At 33.8% G+C, this 21058-nt stretch carries 14 protein-coding genes; 7 read left to right on the forward strand and 7 right to left on the reverse strand.

Going from position 1 to position 21058, the window contains the following annotated elements; translation table 11 throughout:
- The first annotated feature begins 13 nt into the window (after window positions 1-13).
- Window positions 14-460, forward strand: a complete 447-nt coding sequence (locus A5893_RS12025) for a single-stranded DNA-binding protein (RefSeq protein WP_068822816.1) — start codon at window positions 14-16, stop codon at window positions 458-460.
- A 109-nt stretch (window positions 461-569) separates the two neighbouring features.
- Here A5893_RS12025 and A5893_RS18320 read toward each other — a convergent pair whose 3' ends face one another.
- Together A5893_RS18320 and A5893_RS18325 are read right to left on the reverse strand one after the other, a co-directional pair.
- Window positions 570-1001, reverse strand: coding sequence for a diaminopimelate epimerase (locus A5893_RS18320; protein ID WP_394330786.1), 432 nt, complete (start codon window positions 999-1001; stop codon window positions 570-572).
- Between the two features lie 8 nt (window positions 1002-1009).
- Window positions 1010-1354: a diaminopimelate epimerase gene (locus tag A5893_RS18325; RefSeq protein WP_394330787.1), complete on the reverse strand. Its 345-nt coding sequence runs from the start codon at window positions 1352-1354 to the stop codon at window positions 1010-1012.
- Window positions 1355-1507: 153 nt separating this feature from the next.
- Between A5893_RS18325 and A5893_RS12035 the strand changes: the two genes are divergently transcribed.
- The 4 genes from A5893_RS12035 (at window position 1508) to A5893_RS12050 (ending at window position 4856) form a co-directional block, all read left to right on the forward strand.
- Window positions 1508-2068 carry an RNA polymerase sigma factor gene (locus A5893_RS12035; protein WP_068822817.1) on the forward strand — a complete coding sequence of 187 codons (561 nt, stop codon included), beginning with the start codon at window positions 1508-1510 and terminating at the stop codon, window positions 2066-2068.
- Window positions 2065-2616: a hypothetical protein gene (locus A5893_RS12040; RefSeq protein ID WP_082911425.1), complete on the forward strand. Its 552-nt coding sequence runs from the start codon at window positions 2065-2067 to the stop codon at window positions 2614-2616. The genes A5893_RS12035 and A5893_RS12040 overlap by 4 nt, the downstream gene beginning before the upstream one ends.
- Window positions 2600-3979: a DUF4097 family beta strand repeat-containing protein gene (locus A5893_RS12045; protein ID WP_068822818.1), complete on the forward strand. Its 1380-nt coding sequence runs from the start codon at window positions 2600-2602 to the stop codon at window positions 3977-3979. The genes A5893_RS12040 and A5893_RS12045 overlap by 17 nt, the downstream gene beginning before the upstream one ends.
- Window positions 3980-4076: 97 nt before the next feature.
- Window positions 4077-4856, forward strand: a complete 780-nt coding sequence (locus tag A5893_RS12050; protein ID WP_068822819.1) for a TerC family protein — start codon at window positions 4077-4079, stop codon at window positions 4854-4856.
- Between the two features lie 134 nt (window positions 4857-4990).
- On the opposite strand, the gene radA is transcribed toward A5893_RS12050, so the two are convergent.
- The 5 genes from radA to A5893_RS12070 form a co-directional block, all read right to left on the reverse strand.
- On the reverse strand, window positions 4991-6373 hold the full coding sequence (radA, locus tag A5893_RS12055; protein WP_068822820.1) for a DNA repair protein RadA: 1383 nt from the start codon (window positions 6371-6373) through the stop codon (window positions 4991-4993).
- Between the two features lie 39 nt (window positions 6374-6412).
- Window positions 6413-6577, reverse strand: coding sequence for a hypothetical protein (locus A5893_RS17885; protein ID WP_198342317.1), 165 nt, complete (start codon window positions 6575-6577; stop codon window positions 6413-6415).
- 121 nt (window positions 6578-6698) lie between these two features.
- Window positions 6699-13709 carry a T9SS outer membrane translocon Sov/SprA gene (gene sov / locus A5893_RS12060; RefSeq protein ID WP_449421120.1) on the reverse strand — a complete coding sequence of 2337 codons (7011 nt, stop codon included), beginning with the start codon at window positions 13707-13709 and terminating at the stop codon, window positions 6699-6701.
- 47 nt (window positions 13710-13756) lie between these two features.
- Window positions 13757-14341 carry a Holliday junction branch migration protein RuvA gene (gene ruvA / locus A5893_RS12065; RefSeq protein ID WP_068822821.1) on the reverse strand — a complete coding sequence of 195 codons (585 nt, stop codon included), beginning with the start codon at window positions 14339-14341 and terminating at the stop codon, window positions 13757-13759.
- Between the two features lie 2 nt (window positions 14342-14343).
- A complete protein-coding gene (locus tag A5893_RS12070) occupies window positions 14344-16650 on the reverse strand; it encodes an NADP-dependent malic enzyme (RefSeq protein WP_068822822.1) in 2307 nt (768 codons plus the stop codon).
- A gap of 222 nt (window positions 16651-16872) precedes the next feature.
- Between A5893_RS12070 and A5893_RS12075 the strand changes: the two genes are divergently transcribed.
- Both A5893_RS12075 and A5893_RS12080 read left to right on the forward strand, forming a co-directional pair.
- A complete protein-coding gene (locus A5893_RS12075; RefSeq protein ID WP_157687550.1) occupies window positions 16873-17355 on the forward strand; it encodes a T9SS type A sorting domain-containing protein in 483 nt (160 codons plus the stop codon).
- A gap of 40 nt (window positions 17356-17395) precedes the next feature.
- On the forward strand, window positions 17396-21034 hold the full coding sequence (locus A5893_RS12080; protein ID WP_068822824.1) for a hypothetical protein: 3639 nt from the start codon (window positions 17396-17398) through the stop codon (window positions 21032-21034).
- Window positions 21035-21058 lie beyond the last annotated feature (24 nt).

Genomic DNA, 21058 nt, shown 5'->3' on the forward strand with positions numbered 1-21058 from the left:
TAAGTCAATAATTATGTCGGGAATTAACAAAGTTATTTTAGTAGGACATTTGGGCAAAGACCCAGAAGTACGTCATTTAGATGGAAATGTTTCTGTAGCAAGTTTTCCATTGGCCACCTCAGAATCTTACAATAAGGATGGTAAAAGAATTGAACAAACTGAATGGCATAATATAGTAATGTGGCGTGGTTTGGCAGACATTGCTTCTAAATACTTGGCTAAAGGTAAATTGGTTTATATTGAAGGTAAATTAAGAACTCGTTCTTATGAGGATAAAGAAGGACATAAAAAATACAGTACCGAGATAGTTGCAGAAAATTTTACGCTTTTAGGGAGAAAAACGGATTTTGAGAATAACGAAGCTTCTGGTCATCAAAATAAAGATTTAGAAGAAATGCCGAAGCCAGAGATTGGCGGCAAATATGCGGTTGATGATACTGAAAATGATTTGCCTTTTTAGGTTTTATTAACCACAGAGTTAATAGAGAAAGCACAGAGAAAACAGAGTAAAACAAATTTTAATGGAAGAGGAGAAAAACTTTTCAAAGCTGGATGAATAATTTTCAAGTTTAAATTTCAAAAGTTCCTTCGAACACAAATTGAGCTGGCCCTTCTAAAAAAATATCAGTAAAAGTCTCACCATCATAATTGTATTTGATATTTAAATTTCCGCCTAAAACTTTGATTGCCGTTTCATTTTTTCCTTTCAAATTTTTAGCAATCGCATTTGCTAAAGCGACAGCAGTAACTCCAGTTCCACAAGCATAGGTTTCATCTTCCACTCCACGTTCATAAGTGCGGACAAAAAGATGGTCGTTTTTATCCTCTACAAAATTTACATTTATTCCTTCAGATTTATAGGTGTCGTTATTCCTTATTGCCTTTCCTTCTGCAAAAACATTTTTATTGGCAACATTCACATCAAATTTTATATAATGAGGCGAACCCGTATTAATCACATAATCTTCTCCATCTTTATTGATGGTTTTAACATCTATCATTTGTAAGCTTACCCAATCTTTCTCCGCTGAATTTCAGCGTAATGTGGTCCATCTACGGCTAAGAAAGTGGTTTTATTTTTAATGATGTTCAATTTCTTCGCAAAGGCTACAATACATCTTCCTCCGTTTCCGCACATGCTGCTTGGTTGCCCGTCAGAATTGTAATAGACCATTTTAAAATCATAATCATCGGTTAATTCTAAAAACATAATTCCGTCGCCGCCAATTCCAAATCTCCTATCGCATAGTTTTGCTATTAAATTTGGATGATGATGGTCGATTTTTTGATCACGATTGTCAACCATGATAAAATCGTTGCCCGCACCTTGATATTTAAAGAAATGAATTTCCATGTTTCTGATTTCATGTAAAAATCGGTAAAAAAAATTAAAATCTGAGATTGGAAAAAAATAGTGAGATTGATTTATCTAAAATTCTACAATTATTTTAACCTTCATGCAACGTTTTAAAAATAAGTTTGTCTTTGATAATAGAAGCTTAAAAATTTGGAGTCCATTTACATAGATAAACACGCTCACTTAGTTGTTGAGTGTAAAAAAGGAGAAAGAAAAGCGCATCACGAACTATACAAGCTGTATTCTAAAGCGATGTATAATGTTGCTGTGCGCATTCTAAACCATACGGATGAGGCCGAAGATGCTTTGCAAGAAGCTTTTATGGAAGCTTTTACAAAGATTAAAGATTTTAGACAAGAAACATCTTTTGGCTCCTGGTTAAAACAGATTGTTGTTCATAAATCGATAAATATCCTTAGAAAAAGGAAAATGGTTTTTGAGGAAATAGATGATTTTGATGTTGAAAGTATTGTAGATCATAATTGGGAAGATGAGGAGGAACTAAATTTCAAGATTGATGAAGTAAAAAAAGCAATTGCGCTTTTGCCCGAAGGTTACAGATTGGTTTTAAGCCTTTATTTACTAGAAGGTTATGACCATGAGGAGATTTCGCAAATATTAAAAATAAGCGAAGGCACATCAAGAACGCAGTTTTTAAGGGCAAAAAGAAAATTAGTAGAGATTTTAAAAATTAAAGGAATAGAGAGATGAGCGAGAAATTAGAAAATTTTATAAAGAGTAATAAGTCGGTATTTGAAAATTACGATGCGCCGGCTGGTTTGTGGGACAAACTCGACAAGCAATTAGACGAAAATTGCAAGGCACAAGAAAAAATAGTTTTTAGAATCAAGTTTTACAACTTTAGTAGAATTGCGGCAGTTTTTATTGTGGTTTTGGCTTTTGGTTTTTTGTGGGGTAAATATCAAAAAGAAGAGTCGACAAAACTAGAAAATATCAATCCGGTTTATGCTGCAAAAGAAGTTCAATTTTCTTCTTTGATTGCTAATAAAAGAACGGAATTAAAAGACCTCAAAAAAATTGATCCCCAACTTTACCAAACTTTTAAAAACGAGCAAATAAAGTTAGAAGAGGAATATAAATCATTGCAAGAAGAATTAATAACAACTCCAAATCAAGATAGAATAGTGAAAGCAATGATCCGGAACTTGCAATCGCAAATTGATTTGTTAAACCAACAATTAAATATCACAAAAGAAGTGAAACAATTTAAAGCAACAGAAAATGAAACAGCTATATAAAATATTTTACGTTTTGCCTATAATGGCAATCTCAATTGTCAATTGCGTTTTAGCCCAGGAAAAAACTGAAACGCCCGCACCAACTCAGCCAGAAGCTTTGCCTATGCCTCCAATGCCTCCAATTATTATTAATCTAGATGAAAATAAATGGAAGGAGTGGGGAGAAGATTTTGCTAAAAAGTTTGATAGTAAAAAATGGGAAGCTTGGGGTGAAAAAGTTGGAAAATCTTTTGAGGGTTTTGGCGACCAGTTTAAAAACATGGATTTGGCTGCTGCCGATATGAATAAAAAAATGTCGGTTTTAAACGAAAGATTAAAATCTATGAAGATTCCGGCTATTCCAGAAATGCCTGTAATGCCAGAAATGCTACCTATACCAAACGTTATCATTTTACCAAATAATAATTGGAAAGAAGGTGCGCCATCTCAAACTTCAATTGAAAAAGTTAAGAATATTACTAAAAGTTATTCTACCAAAGGTGATGACGTTTTAGCTATCAGTAATAGCTATGGAAGGATTACAGTAAATACCTGGAACAAAAACGAAATAAAAGTAGAAGTAATTGTTAAAGCTTATTCTGGTTCTGAAGATGATGCCCAAAAATTGTTAGATGGAGTGACCATTAGCAATAGTAAAATAGGAAATCAAATAGTTTTTAAAACAACAATTGAACAAAACAACAAAAGTAATAGTTGGTTGACCATGAGTTTTTGGAACAGCAACAATGATGATAAACAAAAGGTTGAGGTTTTCTATAATGTTTACATGCCGGATAAAAACAGCATAAATTTTAAAACAAATTATACCAATGTAATCTTACCCAATTTATATGGAGATGTAAGTTTAAGTATGAATTATGGAGATTTAAAGGCTTCAGATTTGACTGGAAAAGTAAATATAAAATCTAATTACAGTAAAATAAATGCTCAAAAAATAGGCGGAGCGATAATATCTTCTAATTACGGAGATATAAAAATTGAGGAAGCCCAGGATTTGAACGCAAGTCTAAATTATTGCGATGTAAGCCTTGGGAATTTATTGGGCAGTGCAGTTTTAAAAATGAATTATGCAGGAGGATTTAAAATAGGGGCTTTAGATAAGAACTTTAAATCTTTAAATATCAGCTCAAATTATTCTAACCTTAATTTGGGTTTTACAAATAATACTGCCTTTAACTTTGATATCTCCACTTCCTATTCAAGTTTTAAATATGATAAAGAAAACGTTACCATCACCAGTAAATCGCCATCTGATGAAGAAAAAGGATATTTTCCAACTAAAAATTACAAAGGATATTATGGAAAATCTCCATCTGGAAATCTAGTGATTAGAAGCACTTATGGAGGAGTGAAGTTTAATTAAATTTTTGTCCAATATTTTTTAAAGGCGAGTAATTAACTCGCCTTTTTTTGTTTAAAATGCTGTCTATTTTATTATTTTTGAGGTTAAAATTTTACCTATGGAGTGGATCAGCAATCCAGAAATTTGGATTTCCTTATTAACATTAACCGTTTTAGAGATTGTTTTGGGGATAGATAATATCGTGTTTATCTCTATTTTATCTGGAAAATTACCTCAAGAGCAACAAGCCAAAGGCAGAACTGTTGGTTTGGGATTAGCCATGATAACCAGAGTACTTTTATTACTTTCTTTAAATTGGGTAATGAGTTTGACCGCTCCATTATTTAATATGGGAGATTGGATTGGTGTAACTTCAGTAGAATTACTAGAAAAAATGGCGATAAGTGGAAGAGATTTAATATTAATTATTGGCGGTTTATTTTTAATTTATAAAAGTACCCATGAAATTCACGAGAAATTAGAAGGAGAGGAAGAAGATGCAACCGTGAAAAAAGTCCATTCTTTTACTGGAGTTATTATACAAATTTTGATTTTAGATATTGTGTTTTCATTAGATTCTGTAATCACCGCGGTTGGTATGGCCAACGAGATTTGGGTAATGATTGCAGCGGTAATTATAGCGGTGATAGTAATGATGTTTTCTTCAAATGCTATTTCTACTTTTGTAAACAATCATCCAACAGTTAAAATGTTGGCTTTATCTTTCCTGTTGTTGATTGGTGTTTCGCTTTTGGCTGAAGGTTTTGAGCAACATATCCCAAAAGGATATATTTATTTTGCCATGGCTTTTTCTGTTTTGGTAGAGGTTTTAAACTTAAAGATGAAAGGCAAACGGAAGCCAATTTCTTTGAGGAATACGCCGCATGAAAAAGATTGATTTGCCTTCCCGTCACCTCGAGGAACGAGAGATCTCACAAAAAGGGATTATGCAATTAATGTAGAAAATGGCAAATTTATTTATGAGATGTTTCCTGTCGTCAACATGACGAGAGCAATAATTTTAAGATTGGATTACCCAAACAACAAACTAAAAACCTCTTCGACTTTAGCAACCGTTTTAATTTCTATTTGATATTTAGAAATATCCAGTCCTTTTGTGTTGTACTTGGAAATAAATATTTGCTCGAAGCCTAATTTTTGCGCTTCTGCAATGCGTTGTTCTATTCTATTTACAGCTCTAATTTCTCCACTTAAACCAACTTCTGCGGCAAAACAAATTTTGTAGGAAACCGGCATATCTTCGTTTGATGAAATAATTGCTGCAATTAAACCTAAATCTATACTTGGGTCTTCTACTCTAATGCCGCCTGCAATATTTAAGAAAACATCTTTTGCGCCTAATTTAAATCCGCATCTTTTTTCTAAAACAGCCAAAAGCATGTTCATACGTTTGGTATCAAAACCTGTTGCGGATCTTTGTGGTGTACCATACGGCGATGCACTTACCAAAGCTTGGGTTTCTATTAACATTGGTCGCATTCCTTCCATAGTGGCAGAAATTGTTACTCCACTTAAAGGTTCATCACGCTGTGATAATAATATTTCTGATGGATTTGAAACTTCACGCAACCCACTTCCTTGCATTTCATAAATGCCGAGTTCTGATGCTGCACCAAATCTGTTTTTAATTGCTCTTAAAATACGGTAAACGTGATGCCTATCGCCCTCAAACTGTAGAACGGTGTCAACCATGTGTTCTAAAATTTTTGGACCGGCAATCATTCCGTCTTTTGTGATATGCCCGATTAAAAAAACTGGAGTATTGGTTTCTTTGGCAAATCTCAAAAGTTCTGCGGTACATTCTCGCACCTGAGAAACACTGCCAGGAGTAGATTCTATATGTGCAGAATGAAGCGTTTGAATAGAATCAATAATGACAATGCTAGGTTCTAATTGCTCTATTTGTTTAAATATATTTTGTGTAGATGTTTCTGTTAAAATGTAGCAATCTGATGTCGGGTTTTCTAAAATACGTTCTGCTCTTAACTTAATTTGTTTCTCACTTTCTTCGCCAGAAACATACAGCACCTTTAAATTTTTTAATGTTAACGCCAATTGCAACATTAGTGTTGATTTCCCAATTCCTGGTTCGCCGCCAATTAAAACTAAGGAACCGCCAACAATGCCGCCTCCTAGAACTCGGTTTAATTCTTTATCTGGCGTAATTAATCTGTGGTCTTCTGTGTATTCTATTTCCTGGACTTTTGATGGTTTGTTAACCCTGGAAATTGTATTTGATGTTCCGCTTTTCCAATCGGGAGTTTTGCTGTTTCCTTTTTCTACAATTTCTTCTACAAATGTATTCCATTGTTGGCAAGATGGGCATTTACCAAGCCATTTAGCGGATTCAAAGCCGCAGCTTTGACAGAAGTATGAGGTCTTTATTTTTGCCAATTTGTTTATCGATTTTGTAAGGCGTTAGCGATAGTAGTTTTAATTTAATTCTAAGGAGGGTAAGATATGAATTTGTTTTTTTGCGTTAAGGATTGAAGCGGCATCCTTTTTTTCTTTTTCGAAAAAAAGATATAGCGGAAAGCCTGTTAAAACGCCCAAATAATTAATTTTATTTTTATTAAGATTTTCTATTCTTTCCGTCATGTCGAGGTTACGAGATATCTCATTTGCAAGGTTGCCATTGCAACTGGTAACCTATTTGTGGGATGTTTCACTTCGTTCAACATGACGGAGTTTTTTAAATTGTTAAAACACACAAACTAAATTACTGTATCGTAAACCTCAAATTTATACCAAAGTTTGTAAATGCAGTAACAAAGGTTTGCGAAGTGTATGGTTTTGTGATATTGGTATCGTAAAATACTCTCAAATTAAATCTTTGGTTTAGCACATAATCTATACTTGGGCGATAAGTGATATTTTTTGAACCTGCAGAAATCTCTGGATCATTTACATCTGCCCGATAGATAACGGTTTTATTGTTTCTAACAGCCACATCTAACTTAAAATTAAGATCATTTTTAAGATTCACACTTTTGAATAATCCAAAAGGAAATCTAAAATCGGCGGTTCTGTAGCCAAAACCAAATACAAACGCCTGGTCTTTTTGAGAGGCCAATTGACTGTTGGTTAAACTTAAACTTAAGGACCTTGATTTACGATATTCTACATTGGCGGTCATGTTGTTTTTCATCCTCATATCGATACCTAACAGCGGCACAAATTGCTCAAACAAGGTAATTTGTGAGAACTGTAAAGAAGGCAAAAAGTTGTTTTCGGCATCCCTAACGTTTACTGCTCCGTTGGCTGTAGAGTATCTAATAAGCGAGTTATAATTATTTACGTTATAGGTAGAATTATAGGAGTGAGTTAAATCGAACGCAGAAAATAAGTTACTGACAGCCTCAATTTTTGTTAAGCCGTTATAGGTTATCCTCCAATTTGGAACTGGAATTTTTGGGAACATACTCAAATTAGCAGAACCCGCATCTTTATTTTTATAGGCTGCTAAAAATGCTGGAACAACTACATCTTGTGATGTTCTTCCGTAACCATCGGCAAACTCGGCCACCTGCCCAGCGCTGTTTGGGTTTTGCCTTCCCAATCGTTGAGAAACAACACCACGGTTTGCTAAAAATTGTTGAAAAACCGGAGACGTTTTTCCAAATCCATCTTTAAAAGCACTTCCTAAAGAAATAATAGAAACGCTATAATCACCAGAAGTAATAGGACTTAAACTTTCAAACTGATTTGAGTTATTGGCAAACCTGAAATTGGTGGTAAATACTTCGCTGCTATTTTTAAAAGCATTTAACTCTATCCTAAAATCTTTAAAAGGTTCTAATGTCCCTCTTAAATTTAGTTTTGTATTTAATGCCGTTTTATATAACTGATTTTGGATGGTATCTCTTGTTAGCCATCCATTTGCAAGTGCTTTACTTCTAATATCTTGTTGTGAGCCTAAAAGAAAACCAACTCCTGGCGCATTGGCATCTAAACTGTAGCCAAAAACATCTGTTTTAGGTAAATAGCCTGGTAAAAAAGTTCCATCGTTTCTGATATAAGAACCGCTTACATTTTTTAAGCTTGTTAATAAATTGACTAAAAATTTCCCGCCCCCGCTGCTATTTGGATCATTAAGTCTGCGATAAAAACCAAATTTATTGTATAATAAATTCATGTTTAAAGTTGGGTTTAATTGTACAGTTCGTGAGTTTTGAATGTTATTACCAAAGTTGATATTAGGATCCTCTAAAGTTAAGAGTGGTTCTGTCATCCAATTAAACTGAGTTTGGTAGCGGGTTAATACACTTATAAAATCTAAACCAGGAATTTTATTTAAAGGAACCGTATAGCTTAAACTAATGGTATGGTTATAATTTGTATTACGCCCTAGTCTTTTTAAGTTTTGTAAAATAGTATCCCTTACTAAACCTGTAATTCTGCCGTTTGGCTCATCTACTACAGAAAGATTAGTTGCATTAAAATCTAGTTTTAGAGATTTTGTTAAATCCCAACTTACTCCATATAATCTGTTAATCAGGAAGTTTTTATTAAAGGTAGTCCTAATAGGGATAAAATTATTAGGATCGTTATCACGTAAAGTATTTTCAGAATAAAGACGGTTTACTTCTACCCTAAAGTTTAAAACTGAAGGCAATAAGCTAAAATTAAAATCTTTTAAAAGGTTTAAATATTTAGATTTTACTGCTTTATTAAAAGGGCTGTAAAATTTAGCAGGATTGTTATAATCATAAGCCAATGCGCCTCTGTAAGTTCTTTGTTCTGAGTTTCTGTTAATAAAATCGCGATGCCCATAACCAGTAAAAGCATAAGTTAAACTCAAATTTTCTATATCCCAAAGATGGTTTTTTGCGTTAGGGTCGGTTTTAATTTTACGCACATTTGTAAAGTTGATACTCCTACGTTGTGTATAGTCTTCAGCATAATTCTTAATAGAATCTCTGGTTTGTGATGAAACCTGATCTAAAATATTTTTAAGTTCTATATCTGGATTTCTAGGATCATACTGAGGAGTGCTCAATTGACTAGAATAGTTTATAAACAATGGGATTTTTATTCCTGATTTTACAGGGAAAAACTTTCCTAATTCTAAGCTAGAAGAAACATCAAAAAACTGATTATCTGCTCTGCTGATTTCTGAAACTCGGTTTTCTAGAGAGCCAAAACCAATGGTGCTTTTATTAGCCGATAGCGTTACATCTCCAAAATCTGCTAGTTTTGCATTTAATCTTGCAGTAGCTGCCCAACCTCCACGCTCATCAAAATCAGTTAAGCGTAACTCGTTAAACCAAAGTTCAACGGTTTTTTCTAATCCATCATCCGAAGGGCGAGTATTAGTTTTTAAAGGATTTCTTGCACCCAGCATCAAAACACGAACTTTGCTTAAATCCGGCTGACCTTTAACCGTAATTGTGTTTATGCCATCATTAAAAATATATGGTACGTTTACCGGCCAAGGTTGTCCGTTTAAAAAAGCATTGTTTCTTGCTGTTTTGGCTAATTGAAAAAGTCTAAACTCAATATCAAATTTATTGGCATCTGGCCAAATTAAATTAGCATCTCTTGTTCCGGGTAAAGTAACCTTAGTTGGGATAGCATATTCATAATAGTTATCCTGATAATCAGTACCTAATCTTACAAAAGCATTGATATCACCATCCTTTAATAAATCTCCTTCGGCATGCACATACATTTGCAAACGACGATAAGATCTGACATCATTAACAGTAGTTTTAAAAGCCGCCCTTGCATATCCATCTCTTAGGTTTTTTACCACAACAGAAAGCGACTGCTCATTTTGGCGGGTGTCTCCCCTAAAGTTAGAAATATCTTTTTCTATTGGGATACCCGGAGGAATTACATAAGGTATGGGTGTCCTGCTGCCGTTTTCATCTAAATTAACGGTACTTACATCTAAGGTAGAATTATCTAAACCCGGGTTATTTAAAGCAGGATCTGCCAATACTTTTGCAGGCGTATTTTCTGAATTAAACCTACGCCATTCGCCACGCACCAATTGCAATCTTGCAAATCTCAAAACAGTAGTATCAGCAAAATCTGTCATAAATAAACGCATAAAGCGAATAGATTTGAAATCCTGGATGTTGCCTACTTTGCTGGTATATTGTGCAATAGGCACTTTAAATTGATACCAGTTTACAGTTTTCTTTTCTCCATTAGCTAAGTTTACTTCGGATGTTACCTTATCTGTAATGTAACCTTTACCAACCATTAAATCTTGAGGTCTTATGCTCACTTTATATTGATAATATTCGTCAGATTTTGAAGAATTATTATCTCTATTGATATCCTCACCATCAGGCAAAGCCGTTGATGCAGAATTTTCTATACCTGTAGCGTCTAAAGATTGTTGTGAAGTTTTAGAATTACCATCTGTTCCGTTATAATTTTCATAACGTTTTAGGATATTTGCATTTACAGCATCTAACTGGTTTCCCCTAAAATAAACGTAATCATCCGTAGATGGATCGTTATTAAATTGAGTTGCGGCTTGAGGATTTAATATTGCTGTTGCTTGGTTTACGATAGCTTGATATTTTTGCTGTTCGTTAACATTGTTTAAACCATCTAAACCAACATCTTGGGTTTGTCTGGCATTTGGGTCGTTATCAAAAGCCTGAATAACTGGTTGTAATTTTGGCACTCTTCCCCATACAGTTTCATCAGTTTTAGTAGGGTCATTGTCTGCGGGTAAACCATTTTCTAAACTCTTTCTGCCATCTTTTAAAAGATCTTCAGATAAACTTCCGATGTTAAAATATATATCGCCACCAGCAGAATTTGGTTTGTAGATATAAGGATCTAAAACCCAAAATTCTATAAATTCGATGTTTAGAGCTTCAAAATCATTGGTTTCAATTCTTCTGAACATCCCGCCCCACCTGTTTCTTGGGTTTTGTAAAGTCCCATCCGGATTTAAACCTGTAGTTGTAAAATTATAAGGACCTCGTAATGTTGGATAATAAGCCATATTTAAGGTGGCGATATTAAAAAGCGAACCGGTTGCCGTTTGTTTAAACGGAAAAACCTCTGTTTCTAAAACTTCCCTTACGTAATGGTTAGAAAGTTCTGTTTTATTATTTTGGATATTTGGCGGAGTTAAGCTACTTGTACGGCTGTAAAATACGGGGTCGATATTAAAGAATGCTAGTTTTGCTCTGTTAAAACCGTAAGAAAGGTCATTGCTTAATTGTGATTCTGGAAATAGTTGTGGAGTGCCAGAAATTTGCCAAGCTGTTGATCCTTTTAAATCTATAATGGAACGGCTCCCTTCAAAATCATCTATATAACTTGCACCATTTTCTCCGCCGGCAAAATTTAATGCTTTAGGATGGCCAGGATTAAATTTAGCAAATTCGCCATTAAAGGTAATTGAAGAGGTTTCTTTTGTAGAAATGAAAGGAATTTTATCTACTAGTTTTGTTAATAAACGGCTATTTGTACTATAGTTCATATCAAAACCATAAATGGTATTTGAAATAGATTCTTCGCCGAAATTTACTTTTTGGGTAAGCGGGGTTTCTTTTAAATTTAATAATGTGGCACCCACGTTAAAATTTTGGTTAACCCGATAATCTAATCTTGTACCAAAAAGTGATTTTTGTTGTATACCAAAAAGCTCGTTACTTTCTAACTTAATTTTAATAGGTTGCCCAGAATTTAATAAAGCTTCATTTAAAATCTTAACCCTTCCTATATTATAATCAACAGTATAATCTGCGCCTTCAGTTAATTTAAGCGTTCCGGCAGTAACCGCAACTGAACCTTCGGGTACGTTAATAGCATTTAATTGAAACTCTGAACTAACAGAAGATTGATATGTTCCTTTAATAACATAACGGTTTAATCCAGGAAAAAACTGTTGTGCAATAACCTTTGTAGAGTCATATAAAGGTTGATAAACATATTTATTTATCAGGTTTTGCTCGGTTGCAGGATTAAATTGAGCCGCTAAATCTTTACCAAAAGGCTCTACAGTTGGAAAAATAACACGGCCGTTTTGAGAATCAATAGTCAATCCTTCTAAAAAATCAAAAAAGCCATCAGGTTCTCTGGCATTTTGTTGGTTTAATCGATCAAGATTAACAACCTGAAGCCAAAGCTTACCTGCTGTATTTGCACCATCTTCTATCAATGGTTTTTCTATACCAGAGTTATCATCTAACCTAAAAATATTCAACCTAAAATCATTAGGACTTATTTGATATGCACCTAAAGAATAGATGTTTTTCATCATTAAATCCCAAAGCGGTAAATTAGTTTTGATGGTCTCGTTCTTCAATAATTTGGTAAACAAAACCTGAGGATTATTAGGATCCACAGGTACATCTTGTCCAAATTCTCCTACCTGATATTCCACGCCATTAACGGTATATCTGTAAGCAACCGATAAAATTTCATCGGCGTTAAGCGCATTATTTAATGATATATAACCTAGTAATGGGTTTATCGTGTATTCCCTTTCTGTTAATTTTCTAGCATAAGTTACCTTGTTGTAATTATCTAAACGGCCACTATTTTGAAAATAATTATCAATATCGTTTGAGTTCGTAAATCTTGATGTAGTAGGAATATTCTGTAATAAATTATTTGATTGTTGCGTAAAACCAGGGCCGTTAAAACCAGCAGGCAATGATGAAAATCCAGCACCACCTTGAAAAAGAGTTGTATTATAAGGCTGATTCTCTCCTAAATCCATAAATGCCAAAACATCTCTGGAATCTGTTGTACTATTGCTTCTGTTGGTAATCCAAACCTCAATTTTAGTGATATTGATATTTGAAGTAACAATAGGCAAATTTGCATTTGCCCTGTTAAAGTTGTTTCGAAAATATTGAGCCAAGAAATAATGCTTGTTCGCCTCGTAATTATCGGTACTTAACCTAAACTCGTTTTGTTGTGCACCGTTTGTAATATTAATTTCTTTGGATTGCGATTTTTGTTGAGAGTACATGGTTGTAACTCCCAACCGACCAAATTGTAATTGCGTTTTTACCCCAAACAAAGCCTGGCTACCACTAATTAAAGTTGTATTTAGCGGAAAATTTACAATACCAGCCTCAATCTTTTTAATAATTTCATCTTTTGTACCTGTGTATTCTAGCTTTACTTGATTCTCAAAATCAAATTGTGCTTCGGTATTATAATTAAAATTAATTTTTAGCTTTTCGCCGATATTTCCGATAACGTTAGCCTGGATTCTTTGGTTAAAATCGAAATTTCCTGTGGTTCGTTGGCGTTCATTAAAAAGAGGATTTTCATTTCTATTGATATTGCCAGAAAAGGTTAAATCTGCAGATCCACGTGGTTGTATATTAATCGTATTTCCCCCAAAAATCCTTTCAAATGTTTTGCTTTTAACCTTCACCTCAGGTATAAATCCATCTTTTTCTATTTGCTTACTGGTAGTAACTAAATTCTTCCAATAAGCATCGATAATTTTTTTTTCTTCTAGCTGCTGATATTCTTTAAAGGTTAGATATAAAGGAGGTTTAATAAGTTTATCTCCAATCATTTCTTTAATTATATACTTTTTAGTTTTTGGATCGTATTCAACAGTTTTTTTTATGTTTTGCGGATTGGGGAAAAACAAACTGTTATTGCCAGAAAAAGGAGTGATATAATTATCCTTAACGGGATATTTTATCTTTAAAGAATCTTGTGGAATAACCTGCGAGAAAACACCTAAGCTTGTAATAAGCAATAGCGAAATGATACTTAATCTATGAATAAGATAGGTAAAATTAATTTTCAAGCGTTACTTGTTAGGATGTGTAATTATAAGGTTTTCAGCGCAATTTTTATGATTGTTTCTACACTTAACGGTTCAGTTGATGATTTTACAGCTGCATCAACTGCTTTTTCTGCAGTATTTTTTACAAAGCCTAACATCACCAAAGCACTTAACGCTTCATCTTTAGAAGTATTATTTACAGGCATAGAAATTAAAGTTCCAACGCCATCTTTTTTTAATTTATCCTGTAATTCAATAATTAATCGCTGGGCAGATTTTGGTCCAATTCCTTTTATGCGTTTAATTTCATTTACATCTCCACTAATAATTGCTTGTTCAATTTCTATTGGCGAAATAGAAGAAAGCATCATTCTTCCCGTATTTGGTCCAATACCATTTACAGAAATCAGATGAAGAAAAAGCCTTTTTTCGCCCTCATCAGCAAAGCCATATAAAGTATGAGAATCTTCTTTTACAGCCAGCCAAGTATATAACTTACAGCGCTCTTGGTCTTTAATTGCGCTGTAAGTATTTAAAGAGATATGAATATGGTATCCTACTCCGCCGGCATCAATAACCACGTAAGCTGGGCATTTAAAAGCTAGTTTACCATCAATATATGCGTACATAATTATTTTTTAATTTTAGATACACTTTTTTTATGTGGCCTTAAATGTTCTTTAGTTTGCACATCTAAAACAGCAATGGTTACCATATTTACAATTTCTCTAACAGAACTTCCCAACTGCAAAACATGGACTGGTTTATTTAATCCTAAAAGGATTGGTCCAACAGCTTCGGCCCCGCCAATTTCTTGTAAAAGTTTATATGCGATATTTCCAGCATCTAAACTAGGAAAAACCAACGTATTAGCAGGGTTGTTTTTTAATTTAGAGAAGGGAAAATTATCATTTAATAAATCTTTATTTAAAGCAAAATTAGCTTGCATTTCGCCGTCCACTTTAATCTCAGGATGTTTTTCATGAAGTATTCTTACTGCTTCCCTGGTTTTATGAGGTACTTCTCCCTCATTAGAACCATAATTTGAATAAGATAAAATAGCAATTCGAGGTTTTATATTGAATTGTTTAACGGACTTATTAACCAAAACAGTAATATCTACCAATTCATCAACACTAGGATTTACATTTATAGTGGTATCGGCAAAGAAAATTGGTCCTTTTTTAGTTAACATTAAATACATACCCGCCACACGATTTACACCTTCTTCTGTACCAATTACTTGTAAAGCAGGTTTTACAGTTGATGCATAATTTTTAGTCAATCCAGATATTAAGGCATCCGCATCTCCAAACTCTACCATAGAAGCGCCAAAATAATTCCTATCCCTCATACTTTTACGAGCCTCATATAAGGTAATTCCCCTTCTTTGGCGCTTTTCGTAAAGATTTTGAGCAAATTTTTCAAACATTTCAACTTCTTCTAAAGGATCTATGATTTCAACACCTTCTAGTTCAAGTTCGTTTTCTTCAATAATTTGATTGATAATTTTTTTATTTCCTAAAAGTATAGGAATCGCAATGCCATCATCTTTAACAATTTGGGCAGCCTTTAAAATTTTATAATTATCAGCTTCAGCAAAAACCACTTTTTTAGGGTCAGATTTAGCTTTGTTTGTAATGGTACGCATTAAAGCATCATCCATTCCTAAGCGTTTTTGCAGCTCTATTTGATATTGTTTCCAGTCTTTAATATGATGTCTTGCTACGCCAGAATCCATTGCTGCTTTTGCAACAGCAGGTGCAACAGTGGTAATTAGTCTGAAATCTATTGGTTTTGGGATGATATAATCTTTACCATATTTAATGTTTTTAACATTATAAGCCATATTAACCGCCTCCGGAACATTTTCCTTTGCTAAATCCGCAATTGCTATAACGGCAGCAATTTTCATCTCCTCGTTTATAGCTGTAGAACGTACGTCTAAAGCGCCTCTAAAAATATAAGGAAAACCTAAAACATTGTTCACTTGATTTGGATAATCCGACCTTCCGGTCGCCATTATTATATCCTTACGAGTTTTAACTGCTAATTCATAAGCTATTTCTGGGTTTGGATTAGCCATGGCGAAAACGATGGGATTTTTAGCCATTGTTTTTAATGCTTCTGCCGATAAAATATCCGCAGACGAAAGTCCGATGAAAACATCTGCATCTTTCATGGCATCATCTAAAGAATGAATATCTCTGGATGTAGCAAACTCTAGTTTAGTGCCTTCCAGGTTTTCCCTGTCCGCTCTAATCACTCCGGTTCTATCCAACATCACAATATTAGCTTTATTTGCGCCTAAAGAAACGTATAATCTTGTGCAAGAAATAGCGGCCGCACCGGCTCCATTTATTACAATTTTAACTTTATCGAGTTTCTTTTTTTGAATTTCACATGCATTAATTAATGCTGCGGCAGAAATAATAGCGGTTCCATGCTGATCATCATGCATTACCGGAATTTTCATTTCGGCTTTAAGTCTTCTTTCAATCTCGAAACATTCGGGCGCTTTAATATCCTCCAAGTTAATACCTCCAAAAGTTGGCTCAAGAGCTTTAACTATTTTTACAAAATCATCAACGTTTTTACAGTCGAGTTCTAAATCAAAAACATCTATATCGGCAAAGATTTTAAATAATAAACCTTTACCCTCCATTACTGGTTTACCAGCTTCTGGGCCAATATCACCAAGACCCAAAACTGCCGTTCCGTTGCTAATTACAGCTACTAAATTTCCTTTTGCGGTATATTTATATACATCTTCTACGTTTTCTGCTATTTTTAAACAAGGTTCTGCCACTCCGGGCGAGTATGCTAATGTTAAATCTCCTTGTGAATTGGTGGGTTTAGTTGGTATAACTTCAATTTTACCTGGTCTGCCATGGGAATGATAATCCAAAGCATCTTGCTTTCTGCTCGTTTTGCTCATAATCGCTTATACTTAATCCACAAAAGTACAATTCTTTAATAAAGAAAAGCGAGTGAAATTTTATAAAAGAATACTTTATATGCCGCTGATTACTATTTAGAATAAAGGAACTGTTTCTAATTTAGAATTTTTATGTCGTTTAAGTTAACGCTTAAAACAATATGTTATATTTTGTAACTATTGATTTTTAGGAGCGTAGAACCTCCCAAAAAAGCATTCAATATGCGGATATTTATACTAGTTATTTTTCTATCAACTCAAGTTTGTGCACAAACTGTAAAACGACAAACATTTGCTTCACAAGGAATTTCTAAAACATTAAATAGTGGTGTATTTGTTAGTCAATCTGTAGGCCAATCAAGTATAATAGGTTTAATGTTAAAACCTAATATTACAGTACAACAAGGTTACCAACAAAGTAGATTTTCTATACCAACAAACGTAATTACTTACCATGCAGTGCAGGTAACTACTTTTCCAAATCCTTTTATTAATGTGATCAATTTGAAATTTTCTAAGGCTGTAACTGAATCCGTAACTATAATGGTTGCAGATCTCTATGGTAAACTTTTATTTCAGAAAACATTCTTAAATCCTGAACTAGGATTGAATTTTCAGCTAGATAACTTAGCGCCACAATCTTATATATTAAGTTTAAATGGAGCAACTTTTAACTATTCGACCAAAATAGTTAAGGCATATTAGCATTCAATCGTCAAAATTTAAATAATTATAAAAACTTAATATGAAAAGACTAATATTCTTGATTTTTCTTTTGGCCTCTCTTAAAATTGTTGCTCAAACTAATGGCATCACTTATCAAGCAGTAATATTTAATCCAAGTACGGGAAATGGTGTGGAGAAAGCATTAGCTAATCAAAAAATTTGTATGTCATTTAAAATTTTAAATAATGATACTGATATCGATTATGAAGAAAATATGCAAACAACAACTGATCAATTTGGAGCAGTAAATTTACTTATTGGATCTGGAAATAAAATTGGTGGATTAGCCAGTTCAATTGATAAGATAAATTGGGGTCTAGGTAAAAAAAGTTTAGTTGTTAGTATAAATACAACAGGAAACTGTTCTGATTATATCGAAATAAGTAATCAACCATTTACAGCAGTACCTTTTGCATTATTTGCTGCCAATGCGGGAATTAGCGCTACCTCAACAGGTAAAGGTGTTATTCAATTAGCGGGTGATTTAGGAGGATTAGGTTCAATTGCAGAAAAACCTATAATCTCAAATGATGCTATAGTAACAGCTAAAATTAAAGATAATGCGGTAACTGATAATAAAATAGCTAATGGAATAAGTGCATCGAAAGTAGGTTTAGGAAATGTTGATAATACAAGTGATATAAATAAACCAGTTTCTTTAGCAGCAAAAGAGTCTCTAGATAAAAAGTTAAATATTTTAGATACTGCAGCAATGTTAAAACCTTATTTGAAGGTTTTAGATATCAGTTTTTTAATTTCATCAAAAGTAAATGTTGCAGATACTGCTGCAATGCTGAATCCATATGCTAAAAAGATTGCTACACAAAACCTAATTAATCAAAAAGTAAACATTGCAGATACTGCTACAATGTTGAATACTTATGCTAAAACGATAGCAACTCAAAACTTAATCAATCAAAAAATAAATATTGCTGATACAGCTGCGATGTTGAATCCTTATGCAAAAGCAGCGTTAACTTTAGCAGGATTAAATACCAAAGTAAACAATACTGATACAGCGTCAATGCTAAGTCCATATGCTAAAACGATTGCAACTCAAAACTTGGTTAATCAAAAAGTAAACATCGCTGATATTGCTGCAATGCTAAATCCGTATGCTAAAACGATTGCAACTCAAAACTTAGTTAATCAAAAAGTAAACATAGCTGATACAGCTGCGATGTTAAATCCTTATGCAAAAACAGCTGCGACTTTAGCAGGCTTAAATCAAAAAGTAAACGTTGCTGATACTGCTGCAATGCTAAATCCGTATGCTAAAACGATTGCAACTCAAAACTTAGTTAATCAAAAAGTAAACATCGCTGATACAGCTGCGATGCTAAATCCTTATTCAAAATCTGCAACCACTTTGGCAAGATTAAATACCAAAATAAACATTGCAGATACAGCTTCTATGTTAAATCCTTATGCAAAAACAGCTGCGACTTTAGCAGGCTTAAATCAAAAAGTAAACGTTGCTGATACTGCTGCAATGTTAATTTCTTACGCAAAATCAGCTGCGACTTTAGCAAGCTTAAATCAAAAAGTAAATATTGCTGATACAGCTGCGATGCTAAATCCTTATTCAAAATCTGCAACCACTTTGGCAGGATTAAATACCAAAGTAAATATTGCGGATACAGCTTCTATGTTAAATCCTTATGCAAAAACAGCTGCGACTTTAGTGAGCTTAAATCAAAAAGTAAACGTTGCTGATACTGCTGCTATGTTGATTCCTTATTCAAAATCTGCTTCGACTTTAGCAGAATTAAATAATAAGGTAAACATTGCTGATACAGCTTCTATGTTAAATCCTTATGCAAAAACAGCTGCGACTTTAGTGAGCTTAAATCAAAAAGTCAACATCGCAGATACCGCTGCAATGTTGAATCCCTACGCAAAACAAGCTTCAACTTTAGCTGGATTAAATAGCAAAGTGAATGTTGCTGATACAACTGCAATGTTGAATCCTTATGCAAAAACAATAGCTACTCAAAACTTAATCAATCAAAAAGTAAATATTGCGGATACAGCGGCAATGTTAAATCCTTACGCAAAACAAGTCTCAACCTTAGTGGGCTTAAATTCTAAAATAAATATTGCTGACACCGCTGCAATGTTGAATCCCTACGCTAAACAAGCTTCAACTTTAGCAGGTTTAAATACCAAAGTAAGTATTGCTGACACAGCTTCAATGTTAAATCCTTACGCTAGAACGATTGCTACTCAAAACCTAATTAATCAAAAAGTAAACGTTGCCGATACAGCCGCAATGTTGAATCCGTATGCAAAATCGGTTTCAACTTTAGCAGGTTTAAATATTAAAGTAAATTTTGCTGATACAGCTTCAATGTTAAGTCATTATGCAAAATCTGCTACAACTTTAGCAGGATTAAATACAAAGGTAAACATAACTGATACTGCTTCAATGTTGAATCCTTATGCAAAATCAGCTGCAACAACAACATCAATTAATTCAAAACTGAGTATTGCAGATACCACAGCAATGCTTGTTCCTTATGCAAAAGCTGCTGCGACAACAACATCAATTAATACAAAGCTGAATATTGCAGATACAATAGCAATGTTGGTTCCTTATGCAAAAACTGCTGCGACAACAACTTTAATTAATGCAAAACTGAATACTGCAGATACCACAGCAATGCTTGTTCCTTATGCAAAAGCTGCTGCAACAACAACATCAATTAATGCAAAACTGAGTATTGCAGATACAACAGCAATGTTAAGCCCTTATGCGAAAGCGGCCGCAACAACAACTTTAATTAATGCAAAACTGAATATTTCAGATACAACAGCAATGCTTGTTCCTTATGCAAAAGCTGCTGCGACTACAACTTTAATTAATACAAAACTGAATATTGCAGATACAACAGCAATGTTGTTTCCTTATGCAAAAGTGGTCGCAACAACAGCGTTAATCAATGCAAAACTGAATATTTCAGATACCACAGCAATGTTGACACCATATGCTAAAGCTGCTGCGACAACAACGTTAATTAATGCAAAACTGAGTATTGCAGACACAACAGCAATGCTTGTTCCTTATGCAAAAGCTGCTGTGACAACAACCTCAATTAATACAAAACTGAGTATTGCAGATACAACGGCAATGCTTGTTCCTTATGCAAAAGCTGCTGCGACTCAAACTTTAATTAATGCCAAATTAAATATTTCAGATACCACAGCAATGTTGACACCTTATGCAAAAGCTGCTGATTTTATGGATTTAACAACGACTCAAACAGTAGCGGGCGTGAAAACATTTACTTCAAATATGAATGTTGATGGTAATTTAAAATCAAATGGTTCTATAACTGCCCTTGCAGAAATTAGTTCTGAAATTACCTCAGATTTAACGGTAACTCCAGAAAACGCAAATCAATATAACAGTAAAGTATTAATCTGTAATCCATCAAGCGGCCCAATTACAATAACTTTTGATGCCTCTTTACCAACAGGATTTAATTGTATGGTTTTACAAAAAAGTGTTGATGCAAATAAAATTAATCTAGCCGGTGGCGCTGGTGTAGTTTTAAAAAATAGAAATAATTATACCGCAACAGCAGGCAATTACGCCATTGCTACCATTGTTAATATTGGGAGTAACGTAATTGTTTCTTCTGGTGATATGCAATAAAAAATTGAGAAATAAGAACTTAAA

It is taken from the genome of Pedobacter psychrophilus, assembly GCF_001652725.1.
Taxonomy (GTDB): domain Bacteria; phylum Bacteroidota; class Bacteroidia; order Sphingobacteriales; family Sphingobacteriaceae; genus Pseudopedobacter; species Pseudopedobacter psychrophilus.

Coding starts and splice junctions, on each gene's coding strand:
- A5893_RS12025 (WP_068822816.1), top strand. CDS start 14: ATGTCGGGAATTAACAAAGTTATTTTAGTAGGACATTTGGGCAAAGAC.
- A5893_RS18320 (WP_394330786.1), bottom strand. CDS start 1,001: ATGATAGATGTTAAAACCATCAATAAAGATGGAGAAGATTATGTGATT.
- A5893_RS18325 (WP_394330787.1), bottom strand. CDS start 1,354: ATGGAAATTCATTTCTTTAAATATCAAGGTGCGGGCAACGATTTTATC.
- A5893_RS12040 (WP_082911425.1), top strand. CDS start 2,065: ATGAGCGAGAAATTAGAAAATTTTATAAAGAGTAATAAGTCGGTATTT.
- A5893_RS12045 (WP_068822818.1), top strand. CDS start 2,600: ATGAAACAGCTATATAAAATATTTTACGTTTTGCCTATAATGGCAATC.
- A5893_RS12050 (WP_068822819.1), top strand. CDS start 4,077: ATGGAGTGGATCAGCAATCCAGAAATTTGGATTTCCTTATTAACATTA.
- A5893_RS17885 (WP_198342317.1), bottom strand. CDS start 6,577: ATGACGGAAAGAATAGAAAATCTTAATAAAAATAAAATTAATTATTTG.
- ruvA (WP_068822821.1), bottom strand. CDS start 14,341: ATGTACGCATATATTGATGGTAAACTAGCTTTTAAATGCCCAGCTTAC.
- A5893_RS12070 (WP_068822822.1), bottom strand. CDS start 16,650: ATGAGCAAAACGAGCAGAAAGCAAGATGCTTTGGATTATCATTCCCAT.
- A5893_RS12075 (WP_157687550.1), top strand. CDS start 16,873: ATGCGGATATTTATACTAGTTATTTTTCTATCAACTCAAGTTTGTGCA.
- A5893_RS12080 (WP_068822824.1), top strand. CDS start 17,396: ATGAAAAGACTAATATTCTTGATTTTTCTTTTGGCCTCTCTTAAAATT.